General features: G+C 61.2%; 26 protein-coding genes and 1 pseudogene. 18 read left to right on the forward strand and 9 right to left on the reverse strand.

Annotated features, from left to right (window positions below):
- Positions 1–9 precede the first annotated feature (9 nt).
- The 5 genes from A6U87_RS09680 to deoA are packed head-to-tail and all read left to right on the forward strand — an operon-like array spanning position 10 to position 4,260.
- The gene (locus A6U87_RS09680) at positions 10–981 is read left to right on the forward strand and encodes an ABC transporter permease (protein WP_065691046.1); all 972 of its coding nucleotides are present in this window, start codon (positions 10–12) and stop codon (positions 979–981) included.
- 4 nt (positions 982–985) lie between these two features.
- Positions 986–1,375: a cytidine deaminase gene (locus A6U87_RS09685; RefSeq protein ID WP_065691047.1), complete on the forward strand. Its 390-nt coding sequence runs from the start codon at positions 986–988 to the stop codon at positions 1,373–1,375.
- Entirely contained in the window at positions 1,372–2,178 is an 807-nt protein-coding gene (locus tag A6U87_RS09690) for a purine-nucleoside phosphorylase (protein WP_065691048.1), read from the forward strand. The genes A6U87_RS09685 and A6U87_RS09690 overlap by 4 nt, the downstream gene beginning before the upstream one ends.
- On the forward strand, positions 2,175–2,951 hold the full coding sequence (gene deoC / locus A6U87_RS09695; RefSeq protein WP_065691049.1) for a deoxyribose-phosphate aldolase: 777 nt from the start codon (positions 2,175–2,177) through the stop codon (positions 2,949–2,951). The genes A6U87_RS09690 and deoC overlap by 4 nt, the downstream gene beginning before the upstream one ends.
- Before the next feature lies 1 nt (position 2,952).
- Positions 2,953–4,260 (forward strand): thymidine phosphorylase, encoded by a 1,308-nt coding sequence (gene deoA, locus A6U87_RS09700; RefSeq protein ID WP_065691050.1) that lies wholly within the window; start codon positions 2,953–2,955, stop codon positions 4,258–4,260.
- 3 nt (positions 4,261–4,263) lie between these two features.
- Here deoA and A6U87_RS09705 read toward each other — a convergent pair.
- The 7 genes and pseudogenes from A6U87_RS09705 to A6U87_RS09735 all read right to left on the reverse strand — a co-directional run bounded on the left by A6U87_RS09705 (position 4,264) and on the right by A6U87_RS09735 (position 9,689).
- A pseudogene (locus tag A6U87_RS09705) lies at positions 4,264–4,834 on the reverse strand (TIGR02281 family clan AA aspartic protease).
- 121 nt (positions 4,835–4,955) lie between these two features.
- Positions 4,956–5,585: a uracil phosphoribosyltransferase gene (upp, locus tag A6U87_RS09710; RefSeq protein ID WP_065691052.1), complete on the reverse strand. Its 630-nt coding sequence runs from the start codon at positions 5,583–5,585 to the stop codon at positions 4,956–4,958.
- A gap of 106 nt (positions 5,586–5,691) precedes the next feature.
- Positions 5,692–6,660 carry an adenosine deaminase gene (locus tag A6U87_RS09715; RefSeq protein WP_065691053.1) on the reverse strand — a complete coding sequence of 323 codons (969 nt, stop codon included), beginning with the start codon at positions 6,658–6,660 and terminating at the stop codon, positions 5,692–5,694.
- Complete coding sequence (locus A6U87_RS09720; RefSeq protein ID WP_065691054.1) at positions 6,657–7,877, reverse strand: phosphopentomutase; 1,221 nt, start codon at positions 7,875–7,877, stop codon at positions 6,657–6,659. Before A6U87_RS09720 ends, A6U87_RS09715 begins: the two co-directional genes overlap by 4 nt.
- 94 nt (positions 7,878–7,971) lie before the next feature.
- Positions 7,972–8,547: a TadE/TadG family type IV pilus assembly protein gene (locus A6U87_RS09725; protein ID WP_065691055.1), complete on the reverse strand. Its 576-nt coding sequence runs from the start codon at positions 8,545–8,547 to the stop codon at positions 7,972–7,974.
- A complete protein-coding gene (locus A6U87_RS09730) occupies positions 8,547–9,155 on the reverse strand; it encodes a TadE/TadG family type IV pilus assembly protein (RefSeq protein WP_065691104.1) in 609 nt (202 codons plus the stop codon). The genes A6U87_RS09725 and A6U87_RS09730 overlap by 1 nt, the downstream gene beginning before the upstream one ends.
- A gap of 114 nt (positions 9,156–9,269) precedes the next feature.
- Entirely contained in the window at positions 9,270–9,689 is a 420-nt protein-coding gene (locus tag A6U87_RS09735; protein WP_065691056.1) for a pilus assembly protein N-terminal domain-containing protein, read from the reverse strand.
- 402 nt (positions 9,690–10,091) lie between these two features.
- Between A6U87_RS09735 and A6U87_RS09740 the strand changes: the two genes are divergently transcribed.
- The 10 genes from A6U87_RS09740 (at position 10,092) to A6U87_RS09785 (ending at position 19,643) form a co-directional block, all read left to right on the forward strand.
- Positions 10,092–10,280 (forward strand): Flp family type IVb pilin, encoded by a 189-nt coding sequence (locus A6U87_RS09740; protein ID WP_065691057.1) that lies wholly within the window; start codon positions 10,092–10,094, stop codon positions 10,278–10,280.
- 103 nt (positions 10,281–10,383) lie between these two features.
- Positions 10,384–10,896: a prepilin peptidase gene (locus A6U87_RS09745; RefSeq protein WP_065691058.1), complete on the forward strand. Its 513-nt coding sequence runs from the start codon at positions 10,384–10,386 to the stop codon at positions 10,894–10,896.
- 111 nt (positions 10,897–11,007) lie between these two features.
- Positions 11,008–11,823 (forward strand): Flp pilus assembly protein CpaB, encoded by an 816-nt coding sequence (gene cpaB / locus A6U87_RS09750; RefSeq protein ID WP_065691059.1) that lies wholly within the window; start codon positions 11,008–11,010, stop codon positions 11,821–11,823.
- Between the two features lie 11 nt (positions 11,824–11,834).
- On the forward strand, positions 11,835–13,340 hold the full coding sequence (locus tag A6U87_RS09755) for a type II and III secretion system protein family protein (RefSeq protein ID WP_065691060.1): 1,506 nt from the start codon (positions 11,835–11,837) through the stop codon (positions 13,338–13,340).
- A 17-nt stretch (positions 13,341–13,357) separates the two neighbouring features.
- Complete coding sequence (locus A6U87_RS09760; RefSeq protein ID WP_198928691.1) at positions 13,358–14,098, forward strand: CpaD family pilus assembly lipoprotein; 741 nt, start codon at positions 13,358–13,360, stop codon at positions 14,096–14,098.
- 19 nt (positions 14,099–14,117) lie between these two features.
- Positions 14,118–15,395, forward strand: coding sequence for a CpaE family protein (locus A6U87_RS09765; protein WP_065691062.1), 1,278 nt, complete (start codon positions 14,118–14,120; stop codon positions 15,393–15,395).
- 29 nt (positions 15,396–15,424) lie between these two features.
- Positions 15,425–16,894, forward strand: coding sequence for a CpaF family protein (locus A6U87_RS09770; protein WP_065691063.1), 1,470 nt, complete (start codon positions 15,425–15,427; stop codon positions 16,892–16,894).
- Positions 16,895–16,898: 4 nt separating this feature from the next.
- Positions 16,899–17,906, forward strand: coding sequence for a type II secretion system F family protein (locus A6U87_RS09775; RefSeq protein WP_065691064.1), 1,008 nt, complete (start codon positions 16,899–16,901; stop codon positions 17,904–17,906).
- Between the two features lie 13 nt (positions 17,907–17,919).
- Positions 17,920–18,906 carry a type II secretion system F family protein gene (locus A6U87_RS09780; protein WP_065691065.1) on the forward strand — a complete coding sequence of 329 codons (987 nt, stop codon included), beginning with the start codon at positions 17,920–17,922 and terminating at the stop codon, positions 18,904–18,906.
- 104 nt (positions 18,907–19,010) lie between these two features.
- On the forward strand, positions 19,011–19,643 hold the full coding sequence (locus A6U87_RS09785; protein WP_065691105.1) for a LysE family translocator: 633 nt from the start codon (positions 19,011–19,013) through the stop codon (positions 19,641–19,643).
- A 5-nt stretch (positions 19,644–19,648) separates the two neighbouring features.
- On the opposite strand, the gene A6U87_RS09790 is transcribed toward A6U87_RS09785, so the two are convergent.
- Positions 19,649–20,476 (reverse strand): tetratricopeptide repeat protein, encoded by an 828-nt coding sequence (locus A6U87_RS09790; protein ID WP_065691066.1) that lies wholly within the window; start codon positions 20,474–20,476, stop codon positions 19,649–19,651.
- A gap of 144 nt (positions 20,477–20,620) precedes the next feature.
- Between A6U87_RS09790 and A6U87_RS09795 the strand changes: the two genes are divergently transcribed.
- The 3 genes from A6U87_RS09795 (at position 20,621) to A6U87_RS09805 (ending at position 23,342) form a co-directional block, all read left to right on the forward strand.
- Complete coding sequence (locus tag A6U87_RS09795) at positions 20,621–22,009, forward strand: M17 family metallopeptidase (protein ID WP_065691067.1); 1,389 nt, start codon at positions 20,621–20,623, stop codon at positions 22,007–22,009.
- 114 nt (positions 22,010–22,123) lie between these two features.
- Positions 22,124–22,474 carry a helix-turn-helix domain-containing protein gene (locus A6U87_RS09800; protein WP_065691068.1) on the forward strand — a complete coding sequence of 117 codons (351 nt, stop codon included), beginning with the start codon at positions 22,124–22,126 and terminating at the stop codon, positions 22,472–22,474.
- Between the two features lie 10 nt (positions 22,475–22,484).
- The gene (locus A6U87_RS09805; RefSeq protein WP_065691106.1) at positions 22,485–23,342 is read left to right on the forward strand and encodes an NlpC/P60 family protein; all 858 of its coding nucleotides are present in this window, start codon (positions 22,485–22,487) and stop codon (positions 23,340–23,342) included.
- Here A6U87_RS09805 and A6U87_RS09810 read toward each other — a convergent pair.
- On the reverse strand, positions 23,335–24,726 hold the full coding sequence (locus tag A6U87_RS09810) for an amidase (protein WP_065691069.1): 1,392 nt from the start codon (positions 24,724–24,726) through the stop codon (positions 23,335–23,337). The genes A6U87_RS09805 and A6U87_RS09810 overlap by 8 nt on opposite strands.
- Positions 24,727–24,746 lie beyond the last annotated feature (20 nt).

Consider the following 24,746-nt stretch of genomic DNA (forward strand, 5'->3'; position numbering starts at 1 on the left):
GAGCGACCGATGGATTACTACGAAATCTTCATCAGCGTCCTGAGCTCGACCATACGCCTGTCGATCCCGCTGATCTTCACCGCCCTCGCCGGCTTGTTTTCCGAACGCGCCGGCGTGTTCGACATCGGTCTCGAAGGCAAGATGCTTGGCTCGGCCTTTGCCGCTGCCTGCATTGCCTATCTCACGGACTCGGCCTGGCTCGGCCTGGGCGCCGGCATCGTCTGCTCGGTCGCGCTCAGTATCGTGCATGGCTTTGCCTCGATCACCAATCGCGGCAACCAGATCATCTCGGGCGTTGCAATCAACTTCTTCGTCGCCGGTATTACCATCGTGCTCGGGCAGGCCTGGTTCGGCCAGGGCGGGCGTACGCCCCAACTGGCCGGCGAAGCGCGCTTCACGCCGATCACGCTGCCCGGCGCGGATGCCCTGCGCGAGGTACCGATTGTCGGGCCGCTCTATGCAAACGTGATCTCCGGCAACAACATCCTGACCTACCTTGCCTTCCTCGCCGTGCCGTTCTCGTGGTGGATCCTCTATCGGACACGCTTTGGCCTTCGCCTTCGCGCCGTCGGCGAAAACCCGGGGGCGGTCGACACCGCTGGGATCTCCGTCAGCTGGCTGCGCTACCGCGCCGTCATCTGTGCCGGTATCCTCTGCGGCTTCTCCGGCACCTATCTGGCGATCGCGCAGTCCGCGGCCTTCATCAAGGACATGTCGGCCGGTAAGGGCTATATCGCACTCGCCGCGCTCGTCTTCGCCAAGTGGAAGCCGGTGCCGGTCATGTTCGCCTGCCTGCTGTTCGGCTTCCTTGATGCACTCGGCAATTTCATGCAGGGCAAGCCTATCCCTGGCATCGGCGAAGTGCCGGTGCAGATCTTCCAGGCCCTGCCCTACATTCTGACCTGTGTGCTGCTCGCCGGCTTTATCGGCGTCGCCACTCCGCCGAAGGCCGGCGGTGTCCCCTACACGAAGGAGCGTTGAGAACATGTCCCACGACCTTTTCGAAGCCGCACGCGGCGCCATGGCCTTTGCCCATGCTCCCTATTCGAAATTCCCCGTCGGCGCGGCCATCCGCGCCGAGGACGGCAAGGTCTATGCCGGCGCCAACATCGAAAACCTGTCCTTCCCACAGGGCTGGTGCGCCGAACCGACCGCGATCAGCGCCATGATCATGGGCGGTGCGAAAAAGATCGTGGAGATGGCCGTAATCGCCGAGAAGCTGCCGCTCTGCCCGCCCTGCGGCGGCTGCCGGCAGAAGATCTCCGAATTTGCTTCCAAGGACACGAAGATCTACCTGTGTGACGAAGTCGGCGTGAAGAAAACGATGACGATGGACGAGCTGCTTCCCTTCAGCTTCGAAACCGAACTCGGATGACGACGGCGCTCGACCTGCTCACCGAAAAACTCGGTGGGCTCGCACCACGATACGGGATCGTCCTCGGTTCCGGTCTCGGTTCGCTCGTCGGCGAGCTGAGAGATCCGGTTCGCGTCGCCTATCACGATCTGCCCGGCTTCCCCGTCAGCGCCGTTTCCGGTCACGCCGGTGAAGTGGTTGCCGGCAAGCTCGGCGACACGCCTGTCATCATGCTCTCCGGCCGTGTTCATTTCTACGAGCACGGCAACGCCGGCGCGATGCGGCTGCCGATCGAGGTGCTGCAAGGACTGGGCGTGGACAAGCTCATCCTCACCAATTCCGCCGGATCGTTGCGACAGGACATGCCCCCCGGCTCGGTCATGCAGATCACCGACCACATCAATTATTCGGGCATGAACCCGCTGATCGGCGAGGAAAGCGACCGCCGTTTCGTGGGCCTCACGAACGCCTATGATGCGGAACTCGCCCAGGCAATGAACAAGGCTGCGCAAAAGGCGAACATCGCGCTGTCGCACGGCGTCTACATGTGGTTCTCCGGCCCAAGCTTCGAGACACCGGCGGAGATCCGCATGGCGCGCATTCTCGGTGCTGACGCGGTCGGGATGTCGACGGTGCCGGAGGTGATCATTGCCAGGATGCTGGGCATGAGGGTTGCAGCCGCCTCGGTAATCACCAACTATGGAGCGGGCATGACCGGCGCCGAGTTGAGCCACGACGAAACCAAGGACATGGCGCCCATCGGTGGCGCGCGGCTCGCCGCCGTTCTGAATGAAATGATCGCGGGAGAAGGAAAGCAACAATGACCATTCACTCTCTCAAAGAGACCGCTGCCGTTGCCCTGTCACTTCTCGATCTGACCAATCTCAAGGATGACTGCACCGAGGCGCAGATCGATGCGCTGTGCGCCCGCGCGCAGACGCCCTACGGCAACACCGCTGCCATCTGTATCTGGCCGCGTTTCGTGGCGCATGCGCGCGCATTGCTGGGCGCCGGTCACCCGGTTCGCATTGCCACCGTGGTCAATTTCCCGTCGGGCGACATGGAAGTTGCGGACGTGTGCGCCGAGACACGCGAAGCAATCGCCGATGGCGCCGACGAGATCGATCTCGTCATCCCCTATCACAGCTTCATGGCGGGCAGTGGAAAGGCCGTGACCGACATGGTTTCGGCCGTGCGCGCGGAGTGCAAGGAACCCGTTCTGCTCAAAGTCATCCTCGAGACGGGTGAGATCAAGGACACGGCGCTGATCCGCCGGGCGTCGGAACTCGCCATCGAAGCCGGCGCGGATTTCATCAAGACGTCGACCGGCAAGGTGGCGGTGAATGCCACCCTCGAAGCGGCCGACATCATGCTGCGCGTCATCCGGCATAGCGGCCGCAAGGTCGGCTTCAAGCCGGCCGGCGGCATTGGATCCGTCGCGGATGCCGCTCTCTATCTGAGCCTCGCCGAGACGATCATGGCGCCCGACTGGACGATGCCGTCGACGTTCCGCTTCGGCGCCTCGGGCCTACTGGATGATATTCTCGCCGTTCTTGGCGGCTCGCAATCGACGCCTGCGGCAGCCTCGAGCTACTAGGATGATCCCGCAGGAGATCATTCGTCAGAAGCGGAACGGCGGAACGCTCTCGGCGGAGGATATCCAGTCGTTCATCGCCGCATTGACGGCAGGGAAGCTCTCGGACGGTCAGATCGGCGCGTTTGCCATGGCGGTCTGGTTCAACGGCATGACGCGTGACGAAACCGTTGCGCTGACGCTGGCCATGGCGCGTTCCGGCGACAGGCTCGACTGGCACGACGTCGATCGACCGATAGCCGACAAGCACTCCACGGGCGGCGTTGGCGACAACGTCTCGCTGATGCTCGCCCCTATCGCCGCGGCATGCGGGCTGGCGGTGCCGATGATCTCAGGGCGCGGGCTGGGGCATACGGGCGGCACCCTCGACAAGCTCGAGTCCATTCCCGGCTATTCGATCACTCCTGACGCATCGCATTTTCGCAAGACCGTGCGGGAGGCCGGCTGCGCCATCATCGGCCAGACGAGCGCGCTCGCGCCGGCCGATGGCAAGCTCTATGCAATCAGGGACGTCACGGCCACCGTCGATTCCATCCCCCTCATCACGGCGTCGATCCTGTCGAAGAAACTTGCTGCCGGGCTGCAGACGCTGGTTCTCGACGTCAAGGTCGGCAATGGGGCATTCATGTCCGATCCCCACGATGCCGAGACGCTGGCACGCTCGCTGGTGGACGTCGCAAACGGCGCAGGCGTGCGGACGTCGGCGCTGATCACCGACATGAACCAACCGCTAGCCGACGCTGCCGGCAATGTCGTCGAACTCTGGAACTGCATCGATTTCCTGGCCGGAGAAAAGCATGGCACGCGGCTTGAAACAGTCGTCCTTGCCTTTGCGGCCGAGATGCTCGTCAAATCGGGTGTCGCGCCCACCCTTGAAGCCGGCGAAGCACGGGCGGCCGAGGCGCTTTCCTCGGGCCGAGCGGCCGAGACCTTTGCCCGCATGGTCCACCTTCTGGGCGGACCAGCCGATCTTCTGGAGAAGCCGGACAACTACCTGTCCAAGGCTCCGGTTACCAGGATCGTACCTGCGCCGCGAGCAGGCTGGCTTGGCGGTTGCGATGTGCGCGCGATCGGCATGGCTGTGATCGACCTTGGTGGCGGGCGGCGGCACCCTACCGACCGGATCGACCATCGTGTCGGTTTCTCCGATCTGCTGTCGCTTGGCACGCTCGTCGAGGCAGGAGATCCGATCGCGACGGTTCACGCCGCCACCGACGCCGCAGCGGAAGCCGCAGCTGTTGCCGTTACAGCAAGCTATGCGATCGAAGACAGCGCACCACCGTTGCCAGCGGTAATCTGCCAGCGAATCTAGGCGTTACTGCTTGAGGCTGAGTGATCCGTCGGCGACGGAATAGGAGGCGAGCTTCTGAAGAAAGCTCATGCCGACCAGCGTGGACGACAGTGCATCATCCTTCAGCACGAAGGCTTCGACTCCGCGAACGCGGATACCGCCGATTTCTACCCGATCCAGCGTGACATGCGCGGCCTTCGTCTGACCGTTGGCAGTGTTGACGGCATAGCGGAAATCAAGCTGATTGGCGGTATAGCCGAGACGTCGCGCGAGGCTCTCATTCAGAGCAACGTAAGTCGCGCCTGTATCGATCAGACCCTGAACTGCCTTTCCGTTGATCCTGAATTCGCCGGTGTAGTGGCCTTGTGCGTCGGCCTTCAAGCGCATTGCCCCGCCATTCATGGCGACTGCGGGCGTTTGGACTGGCTCGACTGAGCCGGAGACGAAATTCGCGGAGGCGGTGTTTCCGGGACGAAGCTGATTGCTTCCCAACATGGAAGGAATCTGAGAGGCAAACACCGCGGCGACGCTTGCGAATATGACGGTACGCACGAGCATGGAGACAGAAATCCTTCCTGTATAAACCACGCATCATGCGAGGCCATGATTTCAGGGCTACGCCGTATTTGCTGACAAGTTCCTAACGCCAAAACGCAAGCAGCCCGAAATGTGATTTCGGGCTGCGCGCTACCTCTTACATGGTAAACAAAGGCTAACTATTTCGTCCCGTACATGCGGTCGCCGGCATCGCCGAGACCGGGCACGATGTAGCCCTTCTCGTTCAGCTTTCTATCGATCGACGCGGTGAATACCGGCACATCGGGGTGCGCTTCGCGGAAATTCTTGATGCCTTCGGGCGCGGCCAGGAGGCAGAGGAAGCGGATGTTGTGAGCGCCGCGTTCCTTGAGTTTCTCGATCGCCGCAATGGAGGAGTTTCCAGTTGCGAGCATCGGATCAACGACGATGATCAGGCGCTCGGCAATATCCTCGGGCGCCTTGAAAAAGTATTCGACCGCCTGCAGCGTTTCATGGTCGCGATAGACGCCGATGTGCGACACGCGGGCCGAGGGAACGAGGTCGAGCATGCCTTCCAGCAGACCGTTGCCGGCACGCAGGATCGAAGCAAACACGAGCTTCTTTCCTTCGAGAATCGGCGACTCGATCGTCTCAAGCGGCGTATCGATCGTCTCCATGGTCAGTTCCAGATCGCGGGTGACCTCGTAGCAGAGCAGCGTCGAGATCTCGCGCAGCAGGCGACGGAAACTTCCGGTCGACGTTTCCTTGCGACGCATGATGGTGAGTTTGTGCTGTACAAGCGGATGATCGATGACAGTCACGCCGTCCATGGCCGAGCCCTTTCTTCATTGTTCTTATCGGATGTTTCTTTCATGGAAATCGCATCCGCTGCAAGTGTGGAGGATGATTTGCCGCTCTATCCCCAGCCTCCAAGGCCTAAATTCGAGCCAAGAGCGCCTGGCGTGTCTCCTCATCCACGAATGCGGCCTCGATGCCCGTCCGCGTCAGCTGGTCGATTTCGGCATCGCTGAAGCCAAAAGCGCTGGCGGCGAGATCGTACTCCCGCTTCAGGGAAGTATGGAAAAACGGCGGATCGTCGGAGCTGATCGTCACCCGCACTCCCGCCTCCTTGAGCTTGCGCAGCGGATGAGAGGCGAAATCCGGGAAGACCTTCAGGGCGATATTCGAGCCTGGGCAGACCTCCAGCACCGTGCCCAGATCGGCGAGGCGGCTGACGAGGTCGCTGTCTTCGATTGCGCGCACGCCGTGACCGATACGCGCCGGACGCACGACGTCGAGTGCATCCGCGACGCTGAAGGCGCCACATACCTCGCCGGCATGGATCGTCAGGCCAAGGCCGATATCGCGAGCAATGTCGAAGGCACGGGCATAATCGGCCACGCGGCCCATGCGCTCCTCGCCGGCAAGGTTGAAGCCCGTGATCAAGGGGTTCTGTGCCTTCGCAGCGTATTCGGCCGCGCCAACGACGCTATCGGGGCCGAAATGCCGCTCGCCGGTGACGATCAGCCGGGCTTCGATGCCGCTTGTTTCCCTGGCGCGACGAATCCCTTCGCAGACGCCGTCGATATAGGCATCCGCGCCGAGACCGATGCGCTTTCCGTGGTCCGGCGAAACGATCAGTTCGCTGTAGATGGTGCCTACATCGGCAAGCTCGGCAAGGTAGGTTTCGGTCAGCAGCGCGTAGTCTTCCGCTGACTTATAGACCTCGGAAATCTTGTCGTAGCATTCCAGGAAACTTGCGAAATCGTGCCAGACATATGTGCCGTCCTTCAGATATTCGCTGACGTCGATGTTATACTTTCTCGCCTGCGCCAGGGTCAGCGCCGGCGGCGCAGCGCCTTCGAGATGGCAATGCAGTTCGACCTTCTTCAAATGCGATGTCATAAAAAGCTTCTCCCGTGCGGGCCTGCGGGAATACGCAGATGCCGCGCTATCGTTTCGCCGATATCGGCGTAGGTGCTGCGAATACCGATGTCGATCGGCCGCAACCCCGGACCATAGGCAATGATCGGCACCCGCTCGCGAGTGTGATCGGTGCCGCGCCAGGTCGGATCGCAGCCGTGGTCGGCCGTCAGGATGACGAGATCGCCCGGCTTCAGCTTGCCGCCAACTTCTGGCAGTCGTGCGTCGAACGCTTCCAGCGCGGCGGCGTAACCCGGCACGTCGCGACGGTGACCGTAGACCATGTCGAAATCGACGAAGTTGGTGAATACGAGGTCGCCGTCCTCGGCGGTATCCATGGCGACGAGCGTGGCGTCCATGAGCGCCTGATTGCCGTTTGCCTTGATCACGCGCGACACGCCCTGATGGGCGAATATGTCACCGATCTTGCCGACAGCATGCACCGTGCGCCCCTCTTGAACGAGGCGATCCAGAAGCGTGGGCTCGGGCGGAGGAACCGAAAAGTCGCGACGATTTCCGGTGCGCGTGAAGCCGGACTTCGCATCGCCGACAAACGGTCGGGCAATTACGCGACCGATGTTGTACCGATCCAGCAGTGCACGGGCGATCGCGCAGAAGGTCATCAACCTGTCGAGACCGAAATAGATCTCGTGTGCCGCGACCTGGAAGACGGAATCCGAAGAGGTGTAGCAGATAGGCTTGCCCGACCGGGTATGCTCTTCGCCGTGGCACTTGATAATGTCGGTCCCGGAGGCATGACAGTTGCCCAGGACACCGGGCACTTCCGCGGCCCTGCAGAGCGCCTCCACGAATTCGGGAGGGAAGGCCTCACCTTCGGAAGGAAAATAGCCCCAGTCGAAGGCGACGGGGGATCCTGCAATTTCCCAATGGCCGGACGGCGTATCCTTGCCGCGAGAGACCTCGTTGGCGGAGCCGAAGGTTGCATACACCTTCTCGGGCACCGGCATCCCGGCAGGAAATGCGCCGGACGCGGCCTTTGCGAGGTGCAGCAGGCCAAGCGCCGACATGTTCGGCAGGGTCAACGGCCCGGAGCGCAGACCCTCGCGATCGCCGGCCCCGGCGGCGCAGAACTCCGCGATATGGCCAAGCGTATTGGAGCCTTCGTCGCCGTAGGTGGCTGCATCGGGCGCACCACCCACTCCGAAGGAATCGAGAACGAACAGAAAAGCACGCGGCATATATCACCTGACTGAAGCGAGCGACCCGCAGGCCGGCGATAAGCCATATAACGACGATTGGGGGTTGGCAAATTTCGCTGTGTTCGCGCGCGACTCAGCAGTCGCCGCAGAGAACGTTGTCGCCCTGGCGCTGGCGATAGAAATAGGTCCGGCTGATCGTGATCGTGCTGGAGTTCGGCATCAGATTCGGAGCGAACAGGAACAGCTGGTAGGGCACGGTCAACTCCGTGCGAATGAGGAAGCTGCTGGCCTTCTTCATGTCGGTCGGAACGGTCACGGCGGAATTGACCGTATAGGGACGAGAATTGTCCTGCGCCCAGGACCATGTGACGGTCGGATTGGACGATGCATCGATGGTAATGCCGGTAATTTTAACCGTCATGCCGGTCGTACCATAAGGGACGAACATGGCGCTCGCGACAGAAGGCATGTCCGCGAGCCAGGACTTCGTCACGTTCTTCTGTTGCGTTACGATATCGGCAATGGCACCGGCCGCGCGTGTCGCGCGCTTGCTCATGCTGAGGCCAATCGTGATCTCGAACGCGCCAACGTAAAGCATGACGAGAATCGGAAAGAGAATGGCGAACTCGATCGCGCCGACGCCCTTTTCATCCCGGTAAAGGCGCCGAAGCAACGACCGCAGTCGGATGAGTGTACCGCCGGCCGCCATCACGGATACTGCTCGTTCTGGAAAGCTGTCGTGGCGACGATCAGAAAATACGAAGACGAACCATCGGTCGGTCGGACGCTGGAGATATAGGGGCGGATGAGATCCGTGATGATCTGCCAGCGGTAGTAGGCGCGCACCATGTTGATCGTTCCGGCCCCACCCGGCGCATACTGGAAGCCCGAGGTCTTGAGATCGGCATATGCTGCCGTTGATACCCTCGGAATCGTTGTCGGGATCGCGGCGAAGGTCGAAAACTTCTGGACGTCCACATAGAGCTTGTCGGGGGTCGCAGCCTCTGTGGTGGAGCACTTGATCAGGATGGATATTTCATTGCACAGAGCCGTCCGGAACGCTGTGCGGTCGGTGTTGGCCAGCGTAATCTGGCCGGTTCGTATCTTGCGGCTCAGCGTATCCACTGCGTTGGAGACAAGCTCCTCGCCCGCGAAGGCAATGAAGGTTTCGATGATCGCGAAGATCACCAAAAAATAGGGAATTGCGAGGAGTGCAAACTCGATGGCAGCCGATCCATCGCGGGAACGCGCCAAAGCGGCAATTGGCCACCGTCGTTTGCATTTGCGCCGGTCGGCCGCTTCCGCTGCTTGATCCATCTTCATCATGGCCCGCACCCGAGACAGCTTCGATCACGCACTCTTAATGCGCGATCGTTGATTTTCCGTTTCAAGCCGGCTCAGAAGTTTAACGAAGGCGGCCAATATATACGCTCAGGGGCTTGCGGTGCTGCCTGAAGTCGCTTCGTTGGTTGGTGCGCTGTGCTGTTCGCAATTCGGCGTGCACGACAGAACCGTTCGTTCAGTCTGGCGGAACACACGGACAGTGTTGGCCTCATCGATCGACACGAGGATGCTTTCGTCCAGGATCGCGTTTCCATCCGCATCAAGCAGGACAAGATTGGTGCTGCCGAAACTGCGTCCCGTCAGAACGATCGTCTTGGCGTCGGCTACCGTGGCATCGGCAACCTTGGCATTACCGACGATGACCTTGCTGACCGGTCGATCGAGCTTCAGCACACGCGCCTGATCCATGTAGACGCGCAGCATATCCTGCTGCGCCATGGCCGCGTCGCAAAAGCCGAGGGCGGCAACAATGCCGGCGAGGAATACCCTTTTGCCGCTCGATGACATTCAGTTCTCTTTCACGATTTCAACGGGACTTCGTCTCAGCATGGAAAAAAATGGTGAATGAAGATTTAACCTCGCTCCAATATGTACGTGAATGGATCGCTACGCTTCATATCGGAACACCTTATGGAGGCAAAGGCGGACCGCCGCTCTATAGTGAAGCAACTATCCGGCCGCGATGAAGCATTCCGATACGCCCAGCAGTAAAGAGGATCGGGGGATATTTAAATTTTTCTGCATTTCGTATTAGCGATACTTACCATAGATCATAGGCCCCTCGCGTTTACGCATTGGTAACCCAATTCTTTAAGTTGATGGAAAGCGGGGTTCGCTAGGTTGTGTCCATCCGATCAACGGCAAACAGTTGGCGGACGTGCTGAACATCAACTGGAGTTAGGAGTTATCATGACCAAGCTTGTAAGCCGTTTTCTCAAGGACGAATCCGGCGCGACCGCAATTGAATACGGCCTGATCGCAGCGCTCATTTCCGTGGCGCTCATCACCGGCGCAACCGCCCTCGGCGGCAAACTGAACCAGGTATTCTCTGGTCTGTCGACGAAGATGGACAGCGCTGTCACCACGACCGGCAGCTGATTTCATCTTCGCATGATGTGCGACCAGGCGTGCAAACGTCTGGTCAAAAACATGGGCTCACTCGCAAGCGCGGTGAGCCTTTTGTCTTGAGGATCGTGGTACAATGATCGCAGCAGCAGTCTTCGTGGTCTTCCCCTTGTGCCTCGCCATTGCGGCGTTCTCCGACCTGTTTACGATGACGATCCCCAACCGGATATCGATCATCCTTATCCTTTCCTTCTGCGCACTTGCTCCACTCGTTGGGCTCACCCTTCCCGAGATCGGCCTCCATCTGGCTGGAGCGCTCGCTGTCTTTGCGGTGTGCTTCGCCCTGTTCGCGATCAATACCATGGGTGGCGGAGACGCCAAGCTGCTGACCGCCGCATCGCTCTGGTTCGGCCTCAATCCGGCGCTGGTAGAATTTCTGGCCTATGTCGGCGTCATGGGCGGCGCTGCGACCTTGACCATTCTGATCATACGCGCCCAGGCAAACAGCATCCTGGCGATCGGTTTGCCGATCCCCAATTCGATTCTGCTCGCGAAGAAAATTCCATACGGAATCGCGATTGCAATCGGCGGCTTCATGGCGTTCCCATCGAGCCCGTTGTTCCTGGCTGTGCTTCACGGCCTGAAATAGAGGCAAGTTAAACCTCCATTAACCTAAAATCGAAGCCTTTCATTAACTATAATTATACCAATTGCGGGCCATTCTCCGGGGCGAATATCTCGAATCCCCGAGGAACCATCGATGAAACCCGCCCGTCTCTTGATACTTGGAGTGGCCGTTGCCGCGGCAGGCTTGGCCGGCGTGCTCGCCATGAGCCTCGCGGGACGTGGCTCTGTCGTGACCCAGGTGCAATCGGTCGTCGAACGCGAGCCGACGGTCAATGTTCTGGTTTCGGGAGCGAATCTTCCCGTCGGCGCCCGGCTTGACGACAAGGCGGTCCACTGGATGCCCTGGCCGCAAGGCGGGGTCGTACAGGGCTTCATAACCGAAGCGGACAAGCCCGACGCCATCAAGGACATGCAGGGAGCGGTCGTGCGCCTGCCGATCTTCGAAGGCGAGCCGATCCGCGCGGAGAAGATCGCGGATTCCAACAGTCGCATCATGTCATCGCTGCTGCCCACCGGGAAGCGCGCCGTTGCAACCGAAATCTCGGTCGCAACCGGCGCCGGCGGCTTCATTCTCCCGAACGACCGCGTCGACGTCATCATGGTTCGCAAGGCCAAGACGGGCGACAAGTACTTGACCGAGACCGTCCTCGGCAACGTGCGCGTGCTCGCGATCGACCAGCAGATCCAGGAAAAGGACGACGGTTCAAAAACTGTTGTCGGCACCACTGCCACGCTCGAATTGACGCCCGACCAGACCAAGGTGCTCGCCGTTGCCCAGCAAATGGCGGACCGCCTGTCGCTCGCGCTCCGTTCCGTTGCAGACGCCCGGGAGCAGGACACCAACGCAGCGGACTACCTCCTGAGCGGCGACAACGGTAGCGCCATTGTCCAGGTCATCAAGTCCGGCGCCATCGTTTCAGACAGCAGCAACGCGCCGAAGGCCGAGTAAAGGAAGCGGAAATGGGCAACTCGAAACGGCACATGAAGCCCTTGATGGCAGGCTGCCTTTCCTTTGCGATCGGCGTCACCGGCGCAACGCCGGGCTTTCTCGACTCTGCTATCGGGGTACGAGAGGCGCGTGCCAGCTCCGACGGCATCGTCAGCATCAACCAGACCGGCCCGGGCGCGCATCGCAGCCTCAAGCTGGGGCTGAAGAAGGCAATCGTTGTCGACCTGCCCGTCGATGCCCATGACATTCTCGTCTCGGACCCGTCGATGGCCGACGCCGTCACCCGCTCGTCGCGGCGCATCTACCTCTTCGGCAAGACGGTCGGACAGACGAACATCTTCATCTTCGGCGCCGACGGGCAGCAGATCGTCAGCCTCGATATTGAGATCGAACGAGATGTTGCCGGTCTTCAGCGAAACCTGCAGCGGTTCATCCCAGATTCCGCCATCAACGTGGAAATCGTCTCGGACAACATCGTACTGACAGGCACCGTGCGCACACCCCAGGACGCAGCACAGGCGGCGGATCTCGCACAAGTGTTCCTGAAGGGCGGGGAAGCAACGACGCGTACCGAAACGGCTAGCGGCGCCTCCGGCGGCGGCGATGTTGCGCTGTTCGCGGAAGGCCGCCAGACATCCCAGGTCGTCAATCTGCTGCAAATCCAAGGAGAAGACCAGGTTACGCTGAAGGTGACGATCGCGGAGGTTCGCCGCGAGGTTCTCAAGCAACTTGGCTTCAACAATCTGGTTTCGAATTCGAGCGGTCTTAACGTGGCCCAGCTCGGCACCCCGAGTGCGGACACAGCCTCTGCGGTGGTGGGAGGCGGCCTGGCTGCACTCTTCAAGAGCTCCATCGGCAAATATGATATCTCGACCTATCTGAGCGCATTGGAGCAGGCAAAGGTCGTCAAGACGCTGGCCGAGCCGACCCTGACTGCGATCTCCGGCCAGGCCGCGACGTTCAATTCCGGTGGACAGGTGTTGTACTCAACGACCGACAATGACGGCAACGTCACGATCGTTCCGTATGATTACGGTATCAACCTTGCCTTCAAACCCGTCGTACTGTCTTCCGGGCGCATCAGCCTCGAGATCAAGACGAACGTATCGGAGCCGGCGCCCTCGGTCTCCGGTTCGACGCCGACCTATCAACGTCGATCGGCCGAGACCTCCGTCGAACTTCCTTCCGGCGGTTCCATCGCGCTTGCCGGCCTCATCCGCGACAACGTCTCCCAGACGTCGAACGGAACGCCCGGCGTCAACAAGATCCCGCTGCTCGGTACGTTGTTCCGTCAGAGAACGGTAGAGCGCGACGAAACCGAGCTTGTCATCATCGCGACGCCCTATCTGGTTCGGCCGGTCGCGCGCAATCAGCTGAACCGCCCGGATGACAACTTCAGCCCGGAAAACGACGGTGCGGCCTTCCTCCTCAACCGCGTCAACAAAGTCTACGGCGGTCGGCAGACCCCGGTGGCGGACGCGCAATTCCACGGCTCTATCGGGTTCATCTACAAATGATCAAAGCGGGATCAGCAATGGCACATATGCGAGACGAGCCGATGGCCCACGATACGTTCGCCCCGAAGAAGCGCCGCCTTTCCAGGGCGCTGGTGACGATGTCAGCGATTGCGGTCGCCGTCCTCTCAGGCTGCGCCTCGCGCGACGACCTTACCACAGGGGGTATCCCTGACGACTATCGCCAGCGTCACCCGATCGTGGTCACCGAAGCCGAGCAAACCGTCGATATCCCCATTGCATCGACCGATCGCCGGCTCAACATCGCACAGCGCGACATGATCCGTGGCTTTGCACAGAACTACGCATCCAGGGCAACCGGCCCTGTCTACCTTCTGACGCCGGAAGGATCGCCCAATGCGGTGGCCGCCCGCCAGTTGCGCGGCCAGGTTCGCGCCGAGCTTTCCGCACGTGGGATCGCGAGCTCCAAGATCGTCAACAGCGCCTATGGCGCCGCCGGAGCCGGTGACGCTGCCCCAATCCGCCTGAGCTTTGTTGGTACCACCGCGATGACGTCGCAATGCGGCCAGTGGCCGAGAGACATGATCAACGACTTCACCAACCAGAACTACTACAACTTCGGCTGCGCGACGCAGAACAACCTCGCAGCCCAGGTTGCCAACCCGGAAGACCTGGTCGCACCGCGCGGAATGACGCCAATCGACGCCGCCCGCCGCAACGCCGCCATCAAGGAATATCGCGAGCGGACAACAACGATCTCCGACTCTTCCAGCAGCTCGAGCGGCTCGGGCAGCTTCTGATTCAGGTTAGGATTTCACGATGAGTACGGTCGAATACGAAATCAGGAATACCACCGAACTTCGCAATGCCGAGGATGCGGTACGTATGGCCGAACTCGAAGGCATGCGTCCGCTGCCACGCATTTCCGTCCATGCCTTCTGCGAAAGCGAAGATCTGCAGCGGGTCATGGAACGCTGCAGCAACGACCGGCGGATGTCAAAGGTCGGCCTGCGCATCACCAGCGGCGGGATTGCAGCGGCAGCCAACATGTTTGCCAGCGCGCCGACGCCGAACCTGATCATCCTCGAAACAAAGAGCGGTGCGGCAAACCTGCTCAGCGAGCTCGCGCCGCTGGCGGCCGTCTGCGACCCTTCCACAAAGGTTGTCGTGGTTGGCTACTACAACGACATCGCGCTCTATCGCGAGCTGATCCGGAACGGGATTTCCGAATATATGGTCCAGCCCGTGAGCATGCCCGACATCATGATGGCGATGGCGAGCATATTCGTGGATCCGGATGCGGAGCCACTCGGCCGCAGCGTCGCCTTCATCGGCGCAAAAGGCGGCGTCGGCTCCTCGACGATCGCCCACAACTGCGCCTTCGGCATCTCTCGCCTGTTTTCTACGGAAACAATCCTCGCCGATCTCGACCTGCCTTACGGTACCGCCAACATCGATTTCGATCAGGACCCGACGCAAGGGATCGCGGAAGCAGTCTATGCGCCCGATCGCTTGGATGAAGTCTTCCTCGACCGCCTGCTGACCAAGTGCTCGGAGCATTTGTCCCTGCTCGCGGCGCCGTCGCTCCTTGACCGCGCCTACGATTTCGAGGGGCAGGCCTTCCAGCCCGTGCTCGAGGTACTGCAGCGAAGCGCCCCGATGACGGTGCTCGATATCCCGCACACCTGGTCCGAGTGGACACGTTCGGTTCTGTCCAGCGTCGATGAAGTCGTAATTTGCGCCGCACCCGATCTCGCCAACCTGCGCAATGCCAAGAACATGATCGATGCCCTGCGCAAGATCCGACCCAACGACAAGGCGCCTCATCTCATCCTCAATCAGGTTGGGATGCCGAAGCGGCCGGAAATCACCCCGTCCGATTTCTGCGAACCGCTCGAGATCGAGCCGATCGCGATCATCCCGTTTGATATCAATCTCTTCGGTACGGCGGCCAACAGCGGCCGCATGATTTCGGAGATGGATCCCAAGTCGCCGACGGCCGAAACATTCTCGCAGATCTCGCATATCGTCACCGGCCGAATTGCCGTGAAGAAAGCCAAGAAGGGCGGCCTGCTCGGTCTGTTGAAGCGCAAGTGACACCCGCCAAGAGTGGATTGGAATAAGGCATGTTCGGAAAACGCGGAAACGAAGGATCGGGCAAGGCAGGCGGCGTCATCGCGCCGCCGCCGCCCGTTGCGCGGCCGTCCACTCCATCGGATCCGGTTCTGGTCGAGCCGCAGCGCGAGCCCGCGCGTCAGCAGGTTGCGGCTCCGCCGATGCAAACGCCGCAGCGCAAGCGACCGGCACGCACCGAAGAATATTACGACACCAAGGCTCAGGTCTTTTCCGCGCTGATCGACACGATCGATCTTTCGCAGCTCGCCAAGCTCGACGGAGAAAGCGCGCGCGAAGAAATTCGCGACATCGTCAACGACATCATCACCATCAAGAACTTCGCGATGTCGATTTCCGAGCAGGAAGAACTGCTCGATGACATCTGCAACGACGTTCTCGGTTATGGGCCTCTGGAACCGCTCCTCGCGCGCGATGATATCGCCGATATCATGGTCAATGGCGCAGGCCAGACCTTCATCGAAGTCGGCGGCAAGACGATCGAATCCGAAATCCGCTTCCGCGACAACTCGCAGCTGCTTTCGATCTGCCAGCGCATCGTCAGCCAGGTCGGTCGTCGCGTCGATGAATCGAGCCCGATCTGCGACGCGCGCTTGCCTGACGGCTCACGCGTCAACGTCATCGCGCCGCCGCTGGCGATCGACGGTCCCGCCCTTACCATCCGTAAGTTCAAGAAGGACAAGCTGACGCTGGAGCAGCTCGTCCGCTTCGGTGCGATTACGCCGGAAGGCGCGACGCTGCTGCAGATCATTGGTCGCGTTCGATGCAACATCGTCATCTCGGGCGGTACCGGCTCCGGTAAAACGACGCTTCTGAACTGCCTCACCAACTTTATCGACCGCGACGAACGCGTCATCACCTGCGAGGACACCGCCGAACTCCAGCTGCAGCAGCCGCATGTGGTGCGTCTGGAAACACGTCCGCCGAACATCGAAGGCGAAGGCGAGATCACCATGCGCGACCTCGTCAAGAACTGCCTGCGTATGCGCCCTGAACGCATCATCGTCGGCGAAGTGCGCGGACCTGAGGTGTTCGACCTGCTGCAGGCGATGAACACCGGTCACGACGGCTCAATGGGCACCATCCACTCGAACTCGCCGCGCGAATGCCTCAGCCGTATCGAATCGATGATCGCCATGGGCGGGTTCACACTGCCGGCAAAGACCGTGCGCGAGATTATCGCCAGCTCCGTCGATATCGTCGTTCAGGCCGCGCGCCTTCGCGACGGCTCCCGCCGTATCACCCAGATTACCGAAGTCATCGGCATGGAAGGCGATGTGATCATCACGCAGGACCTGATGCGCTACGAGATCGAAGGCGAAGATGCGTCCGGGCGCATCATCGGTCGGCACAAGTCAACCGGGATCGGCAAGCCGCATTTCTGGGATCGCGCCCGCTATTTCAACGAGGACAAGCGGCTCGCAGCCGCGCTCGATGAAATGGAAGCGAAGTCGAAGGATTAATAAAATGTTTGGTCTCGATCCGACAGTGCTCGCCATCATCGCGCTCGCAGCCGTCTCTGCCGGCGCGGTGTGCTATGGGCTGCTGTTTTCCAGGATGGAGACGGAAAAGAAGGCCGCCAGTCGCGTCAACCGTGTTGCCTCCGCGGAGAAGGACAAGGCCAACATCAAGGCCGCGCGCGACCGCGTGCAGGAGATGTCGAAGCGCCGCAAGTCGGTGCAGGACAATCTGAAGGATCTCGAAAAGCGGCAACAGGAAAACGCGAAGAAGAAACTGACGCTGAAATCCCGGCTGACGCAGGCGGGCCTGTCGATCACGCCCGGGCGGTTCTACATGTTCAGCGCGATCTTCGGGATCGTTCTGATGTTCGTCGCGTTCCTCGCCAACGCGCCGCTGATGGTCGTGCTCGGTGCGCCGATTACCGCTGGGCTCGGGCTGCCGCGCTGGGTTCTGGGCTTCCTGATCAAACGGCGTCAGAACAAGTTTCTCGACGAATTTCCGAACGCGCTCGACGTCATCGTCCGCTCGATCAAATCCGGCCTGCCGCTGAACGACGCGATCCGATTGATCGCAAACGAAGGCAAGGAACCGGTAAAGGGCGAGTTCCGCAGGGTGGTCGAGTCACAACAGGTCGGCCTCAGCGTACCGGATGCCTGTGCGCGCATGGTCAATCACATGCCGCTGCAGGAAGTGAGCTTCTTTTCGATCGTCATAGCCATCCAGTCGCAGGCGGGCGGCAATCTGTCCGAAGCGATCGGCAACCTGGCGAAGGTCCTGCGCGAGCGAAAGAAGATGAAGGCCAAGGTCAAGGCGCTGTCGATGGAAGCGAAGGCATCCGCGGTTATCATCGGGGCGCTGCCCTTCATCGTCGCGACGCTCGTCTATCTGACGTCGCCGCAATACATGATGATCCTTTTCACCGATCCGCGCGGTCACCTCATCATGGGTGTTTCCGCGGTGTGGATGTCCATCGGGATCCTCGTGATGCGCAACATGGTCAATTTCGACATTTAGCGAAGGAAATGCGATGTCATCCGATCTGGCGAGCAAGCTGACCGACCCATCGATGCTAATTGCCGTGCTCGTCGCGATTGCGGTGTTTGCAAGCCTCTACACCATTGCCATTCCGTTTTTCGAACGCGGCGATCTCGTCAAGCGCATGAAGGCGGTATCCACGGAGCGGGAACAGTTGCGTATCCGCGAGCGCGCCCGCATGAACAGCGAGGCGGGCGGCGGCAGAGCATCGCTCCGCACGCAGAATAACCGGTCAGTCCGCCAGATCGTCGAACGCTTCAATCTTCGTGAAGCGCTTGTCGACGAAAATACGATGAACAAACTGCGCGCCGCCGGCTTTCGCTCGGAGAACGCGCTGAACACCTTTCTGGTGGCCCGCTTCGTGCTGCCCTTCGTCTTCTTCGGCCTGGCGACATTCTGGGTTTTCGGTCTCGACCACCTCGCCGACAAGCCGACGCCAATTCGTTTCTTGCTGACGTTCTGCTTCGCCTATGTCGGCTTCTACTCGCCAAACATCTTCATCTCCAACCGCATGTCGAAGCGGCAGCATTCGATCAAGCGCGCTTGGCCGGATGCACTCGACCTGATGCTGATCTGCGTCGAATCGGGCATTTCGATCGAAGCCGCGATGCGCCGCGTGTCGGAGGAGCTTGGCGAGGCGTCTCCGCCGCTCGCGGAAGAAATGGTGCTGACGACCGCGGAGCTCTCATTCCTGCCGGATCGTCGCGTCGCGCTGGAAAATCTCGGCACCCGCACGCAGATCCCGCTGGTGCAGTCGGTGACGCAGGCGCTGATCCAGGCCGACCGCTACGGAACGCCGGTTTCCCAGGCGTTGCGCGTGCTTGCGCAGGAAGGTCGCGACGAGCGAATGAACGACGCTGAGAAGAAGGCAGCCGCCCTGCCCCCGAAGCTCACCGTTCCGATGATCCTGTTCTTCCTGCCCGTTCTCGTCGCCGTCATCCTGGGACCGGCCGGCATTCAGGTCTCCGACAAGTTCTAGGCGAAGCTCACCCAAACCCAAATCGCGACCTCGGCAGTAGACGGCCATTGCGAAGTGTGAGACGCAGGTTCTCCCGCGTAGTCCCACGACCGATGGAGCCGCCGATGTCTTCCGCAAGCATTTTACTAAGCATCATCGCCGCCTTGTCCATCGGCGCGATGAGCCCGGGGCCAAGCTTCGTCCTCGTCTCCCGGATCGCGGTGTCGCGCTCGCGCGTCGACGGCCTTGCCGCCGCGTTCGGCATGGGTATCGGCGGCGCCTTCTTCAGCATACTGGCGCTGGCTGGGCTTACCGCGCTGCTTTCGCAGTTCGAATGGCTCTATATCGGCCTCAAACTGGCAGGTGGCGCCTATCTCGTTTGGATCGCGCTGAAAATCTGGCGCGGCGCGAGCGAGACACTCGATATCGGCGAAACGCGGCGGGACGGCAGCGCGCCGGCCCGCAGCTTTGCGACCGCGCTGCTGACGCAGGTCAGCAACCCAAAAACCATCATCGTCTATGCCGGTATCTTCGCCGCGCTGCTTCCCAAGACCGTCCCTGTCGGCTTGATGCTGACGCTGCCATTGGGCGTCTTCGCGGTGGAAGCGGGATGGTACACGATCGTCGCGCTGGCGTTTTCCGCCCACCATCCGCGCCAGATCTACCTAGCCACGAAGGCCTGGATCGATCGGACGGCCGGTGCCGTCATGGCCGGACTTGGGTTGGAGCTGGTCGTATCGGGCGTGACCGGGCGCTAAAACAATCAGTTCGTGCCGGTGTTTGCGTTGCCGGAATCTTTGGCGGCGAGCTTCTGCCAGGAATTCTGCTGCGACAGCATGGAGCGCAGATAGGCAACGTTGGCATCGGCCTGCTGCTGGGACAACTCGCGGCGCGCGATCTGTTCAGCCTCGGGGAACCGTCCCTGCAACCCAACGACCAGCGCGAGGTTCTGGCGAACGCGGCTGTCTGCCTGCGGAAGGCCGGCTGCCTGGCGAAGATAGGTCTCCGCGGTGCGCAGATCACCCGTCAGCACATAGGACATGCCAAGATTCGACAGGATCGACGGGTCGTTCGGCTGGATGTCGAGAGCGCTTCGATAGCGTTGACGCGCCTCGTCGGAGCGGCCGAGCTGGTCGAGGATTGCGCCCTCCGCCGATACCAATTTCCAATCGGGGCGATCAGGCGTCTGTGCGCGACCGATGGTGTCGAGTGCCTGCTGTAGCTGCCCCGCGGCCGCCTGTGCCTTGCCGTAGGCGGCCAGGACGTTGCGATCACTTGGGTTGGCGATTGCCACCTGCTGCATGACCGCAAGAGCCTGGGCGTCGCGCCCGGCCATGCGCAGGAGATTGGCATAGTTGACGCCGTTCACCGGATCGTGGGGGTTCTTTTCGTAGAGCTGGCCGGCGGTTTCGGTGGCGCTGCGCACCTCTGCCTCGTTCATCGATTCGATCGGCTTCGTAAACTTCGGGACCGAACCGGTCGTCATGCGGTCCTTCGTTGTCGAGCAGCCGGAGAGCGCAATGACGACAAATGCCGCTGCGGCAGCATGGAGAACTCGGTTGGTGAATGGTGTCTTTGCCGAAACGGGCATGGCGCTTCCCTGGAATCCGATACCGGCGCCGGACCTCAAAGCGAAACAAGGAAAGGCTTTGACGCAATCTTCACTCCAGCAATAGTCTGTTAACCCTAACAGACCGTTAAAAAGCGATTCCCGGACGCCCCCCGAAGGAAAATCATGGCCCCCTATCAGTTCATCGAGAGACCGACCCCCTTCAATACCAAAGGTGGCTCCACGCTGCCGATCTTCGCCATCACGCCGGCCCACATCGAGACCGGAACGATCGATCCGATCGCACTGGATTGGGCACAAAAGGCGGGCTTCAAGGCGGAAAGCGGTTCGCTCCTCCTCATCCCCACATCGGAGGGGCATCTCGGCGGCGCGCTCTTCGGCCTCGGCACCAACCCTTCGGAACACCCCTATATCACCGGCAAGCTTGCCCGCTCCCTGCCCGCCGGCGATTGGCACATCGAGACGGCGCCCTTGACCGCAAACCGGCTTTCGCTCGGCTTCGGTCTCGGCAGCTACCGCTTCGACAGATACAAGTCCGAGAAATCGCCTGCGGCGACGCTGATGATCCCGCGTGATGCCGATGCGAACGATATCAAGCGGCAGCTTGCCGGCGTCTTCCTCGCACGCGACCTGATCAATACGCCGACCAACGACATGGGGCCAAACGAACTGGAGGCTGCGTTCCGTGGTCTCGCCGCCCACTACAAGGCGGAAATCTCGGTCATCAGCGGCGACGACCTGCGTCAGAACTTTCCGTTGGTACACACCGTCGGCCGCGCCAGCGCCGATGCGCCACGGCTCTTGGAACTGCGCTGGGGCAAGAAAGGTCACCGCAAGATTACGCTGGTCGGCAAAGGCGTCTGCTTCGACACCGGCGGCCTCGACATCAAGCCCGCCTCCTCGATGCTCCTGATGAAGAAGGACATGGGTGGTGCTGCAAACGTCATGGGCCTCGCGCTGATGATCATGGACGCGAAGCTCAAGGTCGATCTGCGCGTTATCGTTCCCGTCGTCGAGAACTCGATCTCGTCGAACGCCTTCCGTCCGGGCGACATCTACAAGAGCCGCAAGGGCCTGACCGTGCAGATCGACAATACCGACGCCGAAGGCCGCCTGATCCTTGCGGATGCGCTGGCCTATGCGGACGAGGATGCGCCGGACCTACTCATCGACATGGCGACACTGACGGGAGCAGCGCGCGTGGCGCTTGGGCCTGACCTGCCGCCGTTCTTTACCGACGATGCGGATCTCGCACAGGACCTGATGGAAGCGAGCCTCGAAACCGACGATCCGCTGTGGCGGCTGCCGCTCTACGCCGGCTACGAAAAGGACATCCGCGCGAAGTTCGCCGATATCACCAACGCCCCTGCGGGCGGCATGGCCGGTGCGATTACCGCGGCCTTGTTCCTCAAGCGTTTCGTCAGCAACACGCGGCATTGGGCGCATTTCGACATCTATGGCTGGGCACCGTCGGAACGGCCGCATTCGCCGGGCGGCGGCGAGGCGCAGGCGATCCGCGCGCTCTACCACCACATTCGCGAGAGCGTTCGCTAAACGGTCGTTAAAATTTTATTCACTTTGCGGGACGGCATAGTTGCCGTCCCCATTGCGTCGGTCAGCCGGCTGCCGGAAAATGGAACGCAGGCGTAACGATGTTCCGGAGGGTCCGTGCCGATCGAATTGACTGCTTCGCAGGCGCTGGGACTTTGGCACGGCGTGACGCTGGACCAGGTGCGCCACGACGAGCGCGATTTGACGTTGCGCCAGCTGGCGATCTTGCTGCATATCTATCTGGTGCCGCCGCCGCATACCGTGCGTGGGCTGGCAGCCGAATTGAATGTGACAAAGCCGGTGATCACGAGAGCGCTCGATACGATGGGCGAGATGGGCCTTGTCGATCGCGTGCGAGACGAACGCGACCGGCGCAACGTGGTGATAAAGCGGACCGTGGGCGGCGCGCTCTATCTGGAGAAGCTCGGCGACCTCGTTCGCGAACATGGCCGCCGCCAATCACCTTGAGAGGAATGACATGACACTGCTCGATCGCCGCTTGCATGCGTACCGGCCCGACCTCGCCGAAGCTGGCCTGCAAGGCAAGGTCGAAGCGCTGCGCTTCGTCGAGGGAAAGCCCGCCCGCATCGCCGTGCCCGTGATCGGCCTTCGTGCGAAACCGGACCTCGCGCTTGGCATCGATACCGAGCTACTGCTCGGCGAGGATGTTACGGTTTTCGACCGTGCCGATGGCTGGTGCTGGGTCAAGGCCACCTCGGACGGCTATGTGGGCTACGTGCCCGAAAGCGCTCTGGCCGACGACGATCAGGCGCCCACGCATGTCGTGACGGTTCAACGCACCTTTCTCTATCGCGAGCCGGAGCTTCGCAAACCGTACAATGCAATCCTTTCCATGGGGAGCCGCGTCAAGATCGTCGGCGAGGCCGAAACGCGTGGCAACCACTACGCAATGCTCGAGGATGGCACTGCGATTTTCGCCAAGCACGTCGAACCGATCGGCGCCGGCAGCGGCCGCGACTATGTCGATATCGCCCTCCGTTTTCTTGAGACGCCTTATCTCTGGGGCGGCCGCTCCGGGCTTGGGATCGATTGTTCCGGCCTCGTCCAGCTTTCGATGCTGATGGCGGGCCGGTCAGCTCCGCGCGATACCGACATGCAGGCAACCGGCCTTGGCGAGCCGATCGATCGCGCAGAGCTGCGTCGTGGCGATCTGGTGTTCTGGAAAGGTCATGTCGCAGCCATGGAGGATCCTGAAACGATCGTTCATGCCAATGGCCACACGATGACGGTCGCGAGAGAGAATTTCGAGGCCGCCATCAAACGGATCGGCTGGCTTTACGAGCAGCCCACCGGCTATCGCCGTCCTGTCATCTGACGGGCGGCTTGGGCCAGGATGTGACGCCGCCCGTCCAATCCTCGAAAGCCTTGGACAATCTCAGAACCAGCATGTCGTCAAATCGCGGGCCGACGATCTGCAGGCCGATCGGCATGCCGGATTTCGAAAATCCGCAGTTGATCGAGGAGGCCGGCTGCTCCGACATGTTCCAGGGGACGGTGAAACAGATGTGCTCGAACGGTAGCGCCGGGTCATTGGTCGGCGATGCCCATTCGGCCGGATAGGAAACGATGGGGTTGGTCGGCGACAACACGGCATCGACCTGCGTGAACAGGCGACCGCAGGTCTTGCGCATCTCGATCGTCTGGTTGAAGCCCCTTACGGCATCGACGCCGCTGACATGCGCACCGCCCTTTGCCCATTCGTGGATATAGGGAAGAATGCTGTCGCGACGCTCCTCGCTGAGGGTCTCGATATCGCCCCAGAAGCGGGCCCGCCAGAAACTGTCGAGGCCGTCAAGCATGGCACGCGTCAGAACCGGCTTCACCGGGATTACGATCGCACCGGCCTGTTCGAAGCGCCGCGCGGCTGCCTCCACCGCGCCCAACACCTCTTCATCGACCGCGAGACCGCAACCGGCATCCAGCATCAGGCCGATCTTCAACCCGCGAACGTCGATATCCAGATCGGTCCAATCGAGATCGTTCGGCGGCAGGCTGGTTCCGTCCCGCCAGTCGGGGCGCGACAGCGTCGCCATGCCAAACGCGGCGTCATCGACCGTTCGCGTCATCGGGCCGGCGCAGCGACCGACATAATAGGGGTCGACCGGGATGCGGCCATGGCTCGGCTTGAACCCGAAGACGCCGGTCCAGCCTGCGGGAAGACGGACGGAGCCGCCGATGTCGGTTCCGATATGCAGCGGTCCATAGCCGGCTGCAGCTGCGGCTGATGCACCCGCGCTGGAGCCGCCCGGATTCTGGCTCGTATTCCAGGGATTCCGGCTCAGATGATGGAAGCTCGACAGTCCCGACGACAGCATGCCGTAGTCTGGGCAGGTGGTTTTCGCGAAGATAACCGCACCGTCCTCGCGCAGCCGGGCGGCGGCGGGGGCGTCCTCTACGGCAGGGGTGAGTTCCACCGCCTTCGTTCCGAGCGGGACCGGTTGGCCCTTGGTGGCAATGAGTTCCTTCAACGTTGTGGGGATGCCATCAAGTATCCCGAGGGTCTCACCGTTCATCCAGCGATCTGTCGATGCCTGCGCCTGCCTGCGCGCGGCCTCCGGATCATAGGCGTAGAGCGCGCAGATGGAGGGCTCCCAGGCTTCGATATGACGTTCCAGCGCCAGCCAATACTCCAGGGGTGAGAGCGTCTTCGCTGCAAAGCGCTGCCTCAGCTCGCGAATGGTCAGATCGGTTTCGGTCATGGCGCTATATCTTTCCGAAT

It is taken from the genome of Rhizobium sp. AC44/96, from assembly GCF_001692185.1.
Lineage (GTDB): Bacteria > Pseudomonadota > Alphaproteobacteria > Rhizobiales > Rhizobiaceae > Rhizobium.

Excerpts from the sequence above, each read along its gene's own strand:
- A6U87_RS09680 (WP_065691046.1), top strand. The coding sequence starts at position 10 with ATGGATTACTACGAAATCTTCATCAGCGTCCTGAGCTCGACCATACGC.
- A6U87_RS09685 (WP_065691047.1), top strand. The coding sequence starts at position 986 with ATGTCCCACGACCTTTTCGAAGCCGCACGCGGCGCCATGGCCTTTGCC.
- A6U87_RS09690 (WP_065691048.1), top strand. The coding sequence starts at position 1,372 with ATGACGACGGCGCTCGACCTGCTCACCGAAAAACTCGGTGGGCTCGCA.
- deoC (WP_065691049.1), top strand. The coding sequence starts at position 2,175 with ATGACCATTCACTCTCTCAAAGAGACCGCTGCCGTTGCCCTGTCACTT.
- deoA (WP_065691050.1), top strand. The coding sequence starts at position 2,953 with ATGATCCCGCAGGAGATCATTCGTCAGAAGCGGAACGGCGGAACGCTC.
- upp (WP_065691052.1), bottom strand. The coding sequence starts at position 5,585 with ATGGACGGCGTGACTGTCATCGATCATCCGCTTGTACAGCACAAACTC.
- A6U87_RS09715 (WP_065691053.1), bottom strand. The coding sequence starts at position 6,660 with ATGACATCGCATTTGAAGAAGGTCGAACTGCATTGCCATCTCGAAGGC.
- A6U87_RS09720 (WP_065691054.1), bottom strand. The coding sequence starts at position 7,877 with ATGCCGCGTGCTTTTCTGTTCGTTCTCGATTCCTTCGGAGTGGGTGGT.
- A6U87_RS09725 (WP_065691055.1), bottom strand. The coding sequence starts at position 8,547 with ATGGCGGCCGGCGGTACACTCATCCGACTGCGGTCGTTGCTTCGGCGC.
- A6U87_RS09730 (WP_065691104.1), bottom strand. The coding sequence starts at position 9,155 with ATGGATCAAGCAGCGGAAGCGGCCGACCGGCGCAAATGCAAACGACGG.
- A6U87_RS09735 (WP_065691056.1), bottom strand. The coding sequence starts at position 9,689 with ATGTCATCGAGCGGCAAAAGGGTATTCCTCGCCGGCATTGTTGCCGCC.
- A6U87_RS09740 (WP_065691057.1), top strand. The coding sequence starts at position 10,092 with ATGACCAAGCTTGTAAGCCGTTTTCTCAAGGACGAATCCGGCGCGACC.
- A6U87_RS09745 (WP_065691058.1), top strand. The coding sequence starts at position 10,384 with ATGATCGCAGCAGCAGTCTTCGTGGTCTTCCCCTTGTGCCTCGCCATT.
- cpaB (WP_065691059.1), top strand. The coding sequence starts at position 11,008 with ATGAAACCCGCCCGTCTCTTGATACTTGGAGTGGCCGTTGCCGCGGCA.
- A6U87_RS09755 (WP_065691060.1), top strand. The coding sequence starts at position 11,835 with ATGGGCAACTCGAAACGGCACATGAAGCCCTTGATGGCAGGCTGCCTT.
- A6U87_RS09760 (WP_198928691.1), top strand. The coding sequence starts at position 13,358 with ATGGCACATATGCGAGACGAGCCGATGGCCCACGATACGTTCGCCCCG.
- A6U87_RS09765 (WP_065691062.1), top strand. The coding sequence starts at position 14,118 with ATGAGTACGGTCGAATACGAAATCAGGAATACCACCGAACTTCGCAAT.
- A6U87_RS09770 (WP_065691063.1), top strand. The coding sequence starts at position 15,425 with ATGTTCGGAAAACGCGGAAACGAAGGATCGGGCAAGGCAGGCGGCGTC.
- A6U87_RS09775 (WP_065691064.1), top strand. The coding sequence starts at position 16,899 with ATGTTTGGTCTCGATCCGACAGTGCTCGCCATCATCGCGCTCGCAGCC.
- A6U87_RS09780 (WP_065691065.1), top strand. The coding sequence starts at position 17,920 with ATGTCATCCGATCTGGCGAGCAAGCTGACCGACCCATCGATGCTAATT.
- A6U87_RS09785 (WP_065691105.1), top strand. The coding sequence starts at position 19,011 with ATGTCTTCCGCAAGCATTTTACTAAGCATCATCGCCGCCTTGTCCATC.
- A6U87_RS09790 (WP_065691066.1), bottom strand. The coding sequence starts at position 20,476 with ATGCCCGTTTCGGCAAAGACACCATTCACCAACCGAGTTCTCCATGCT.
- A6U87_RS09795 (WP_065691067.1), top strand. The coding sequence starts at position 20,621 with ATGGCCCCCTATCAGTTCATCGAGAGACCGACCCCCTTCAATACCAAA.
- A6U87_RS09805 (WP_065691106.1), top strand. The coding sequence starts at position 22,485 with ATGACACTGCTCGATCGCCGCTTGCATGCGTACCGGCCCGACCTCGCC.
- A6U87_RS09810 (WP_065691069.1), bottom strand. The coding sequence starts at position 24,726 with ATGACCGAAACCGATCTGACCATTCGCGAGCTGAGGCAGCGCTTTGCA.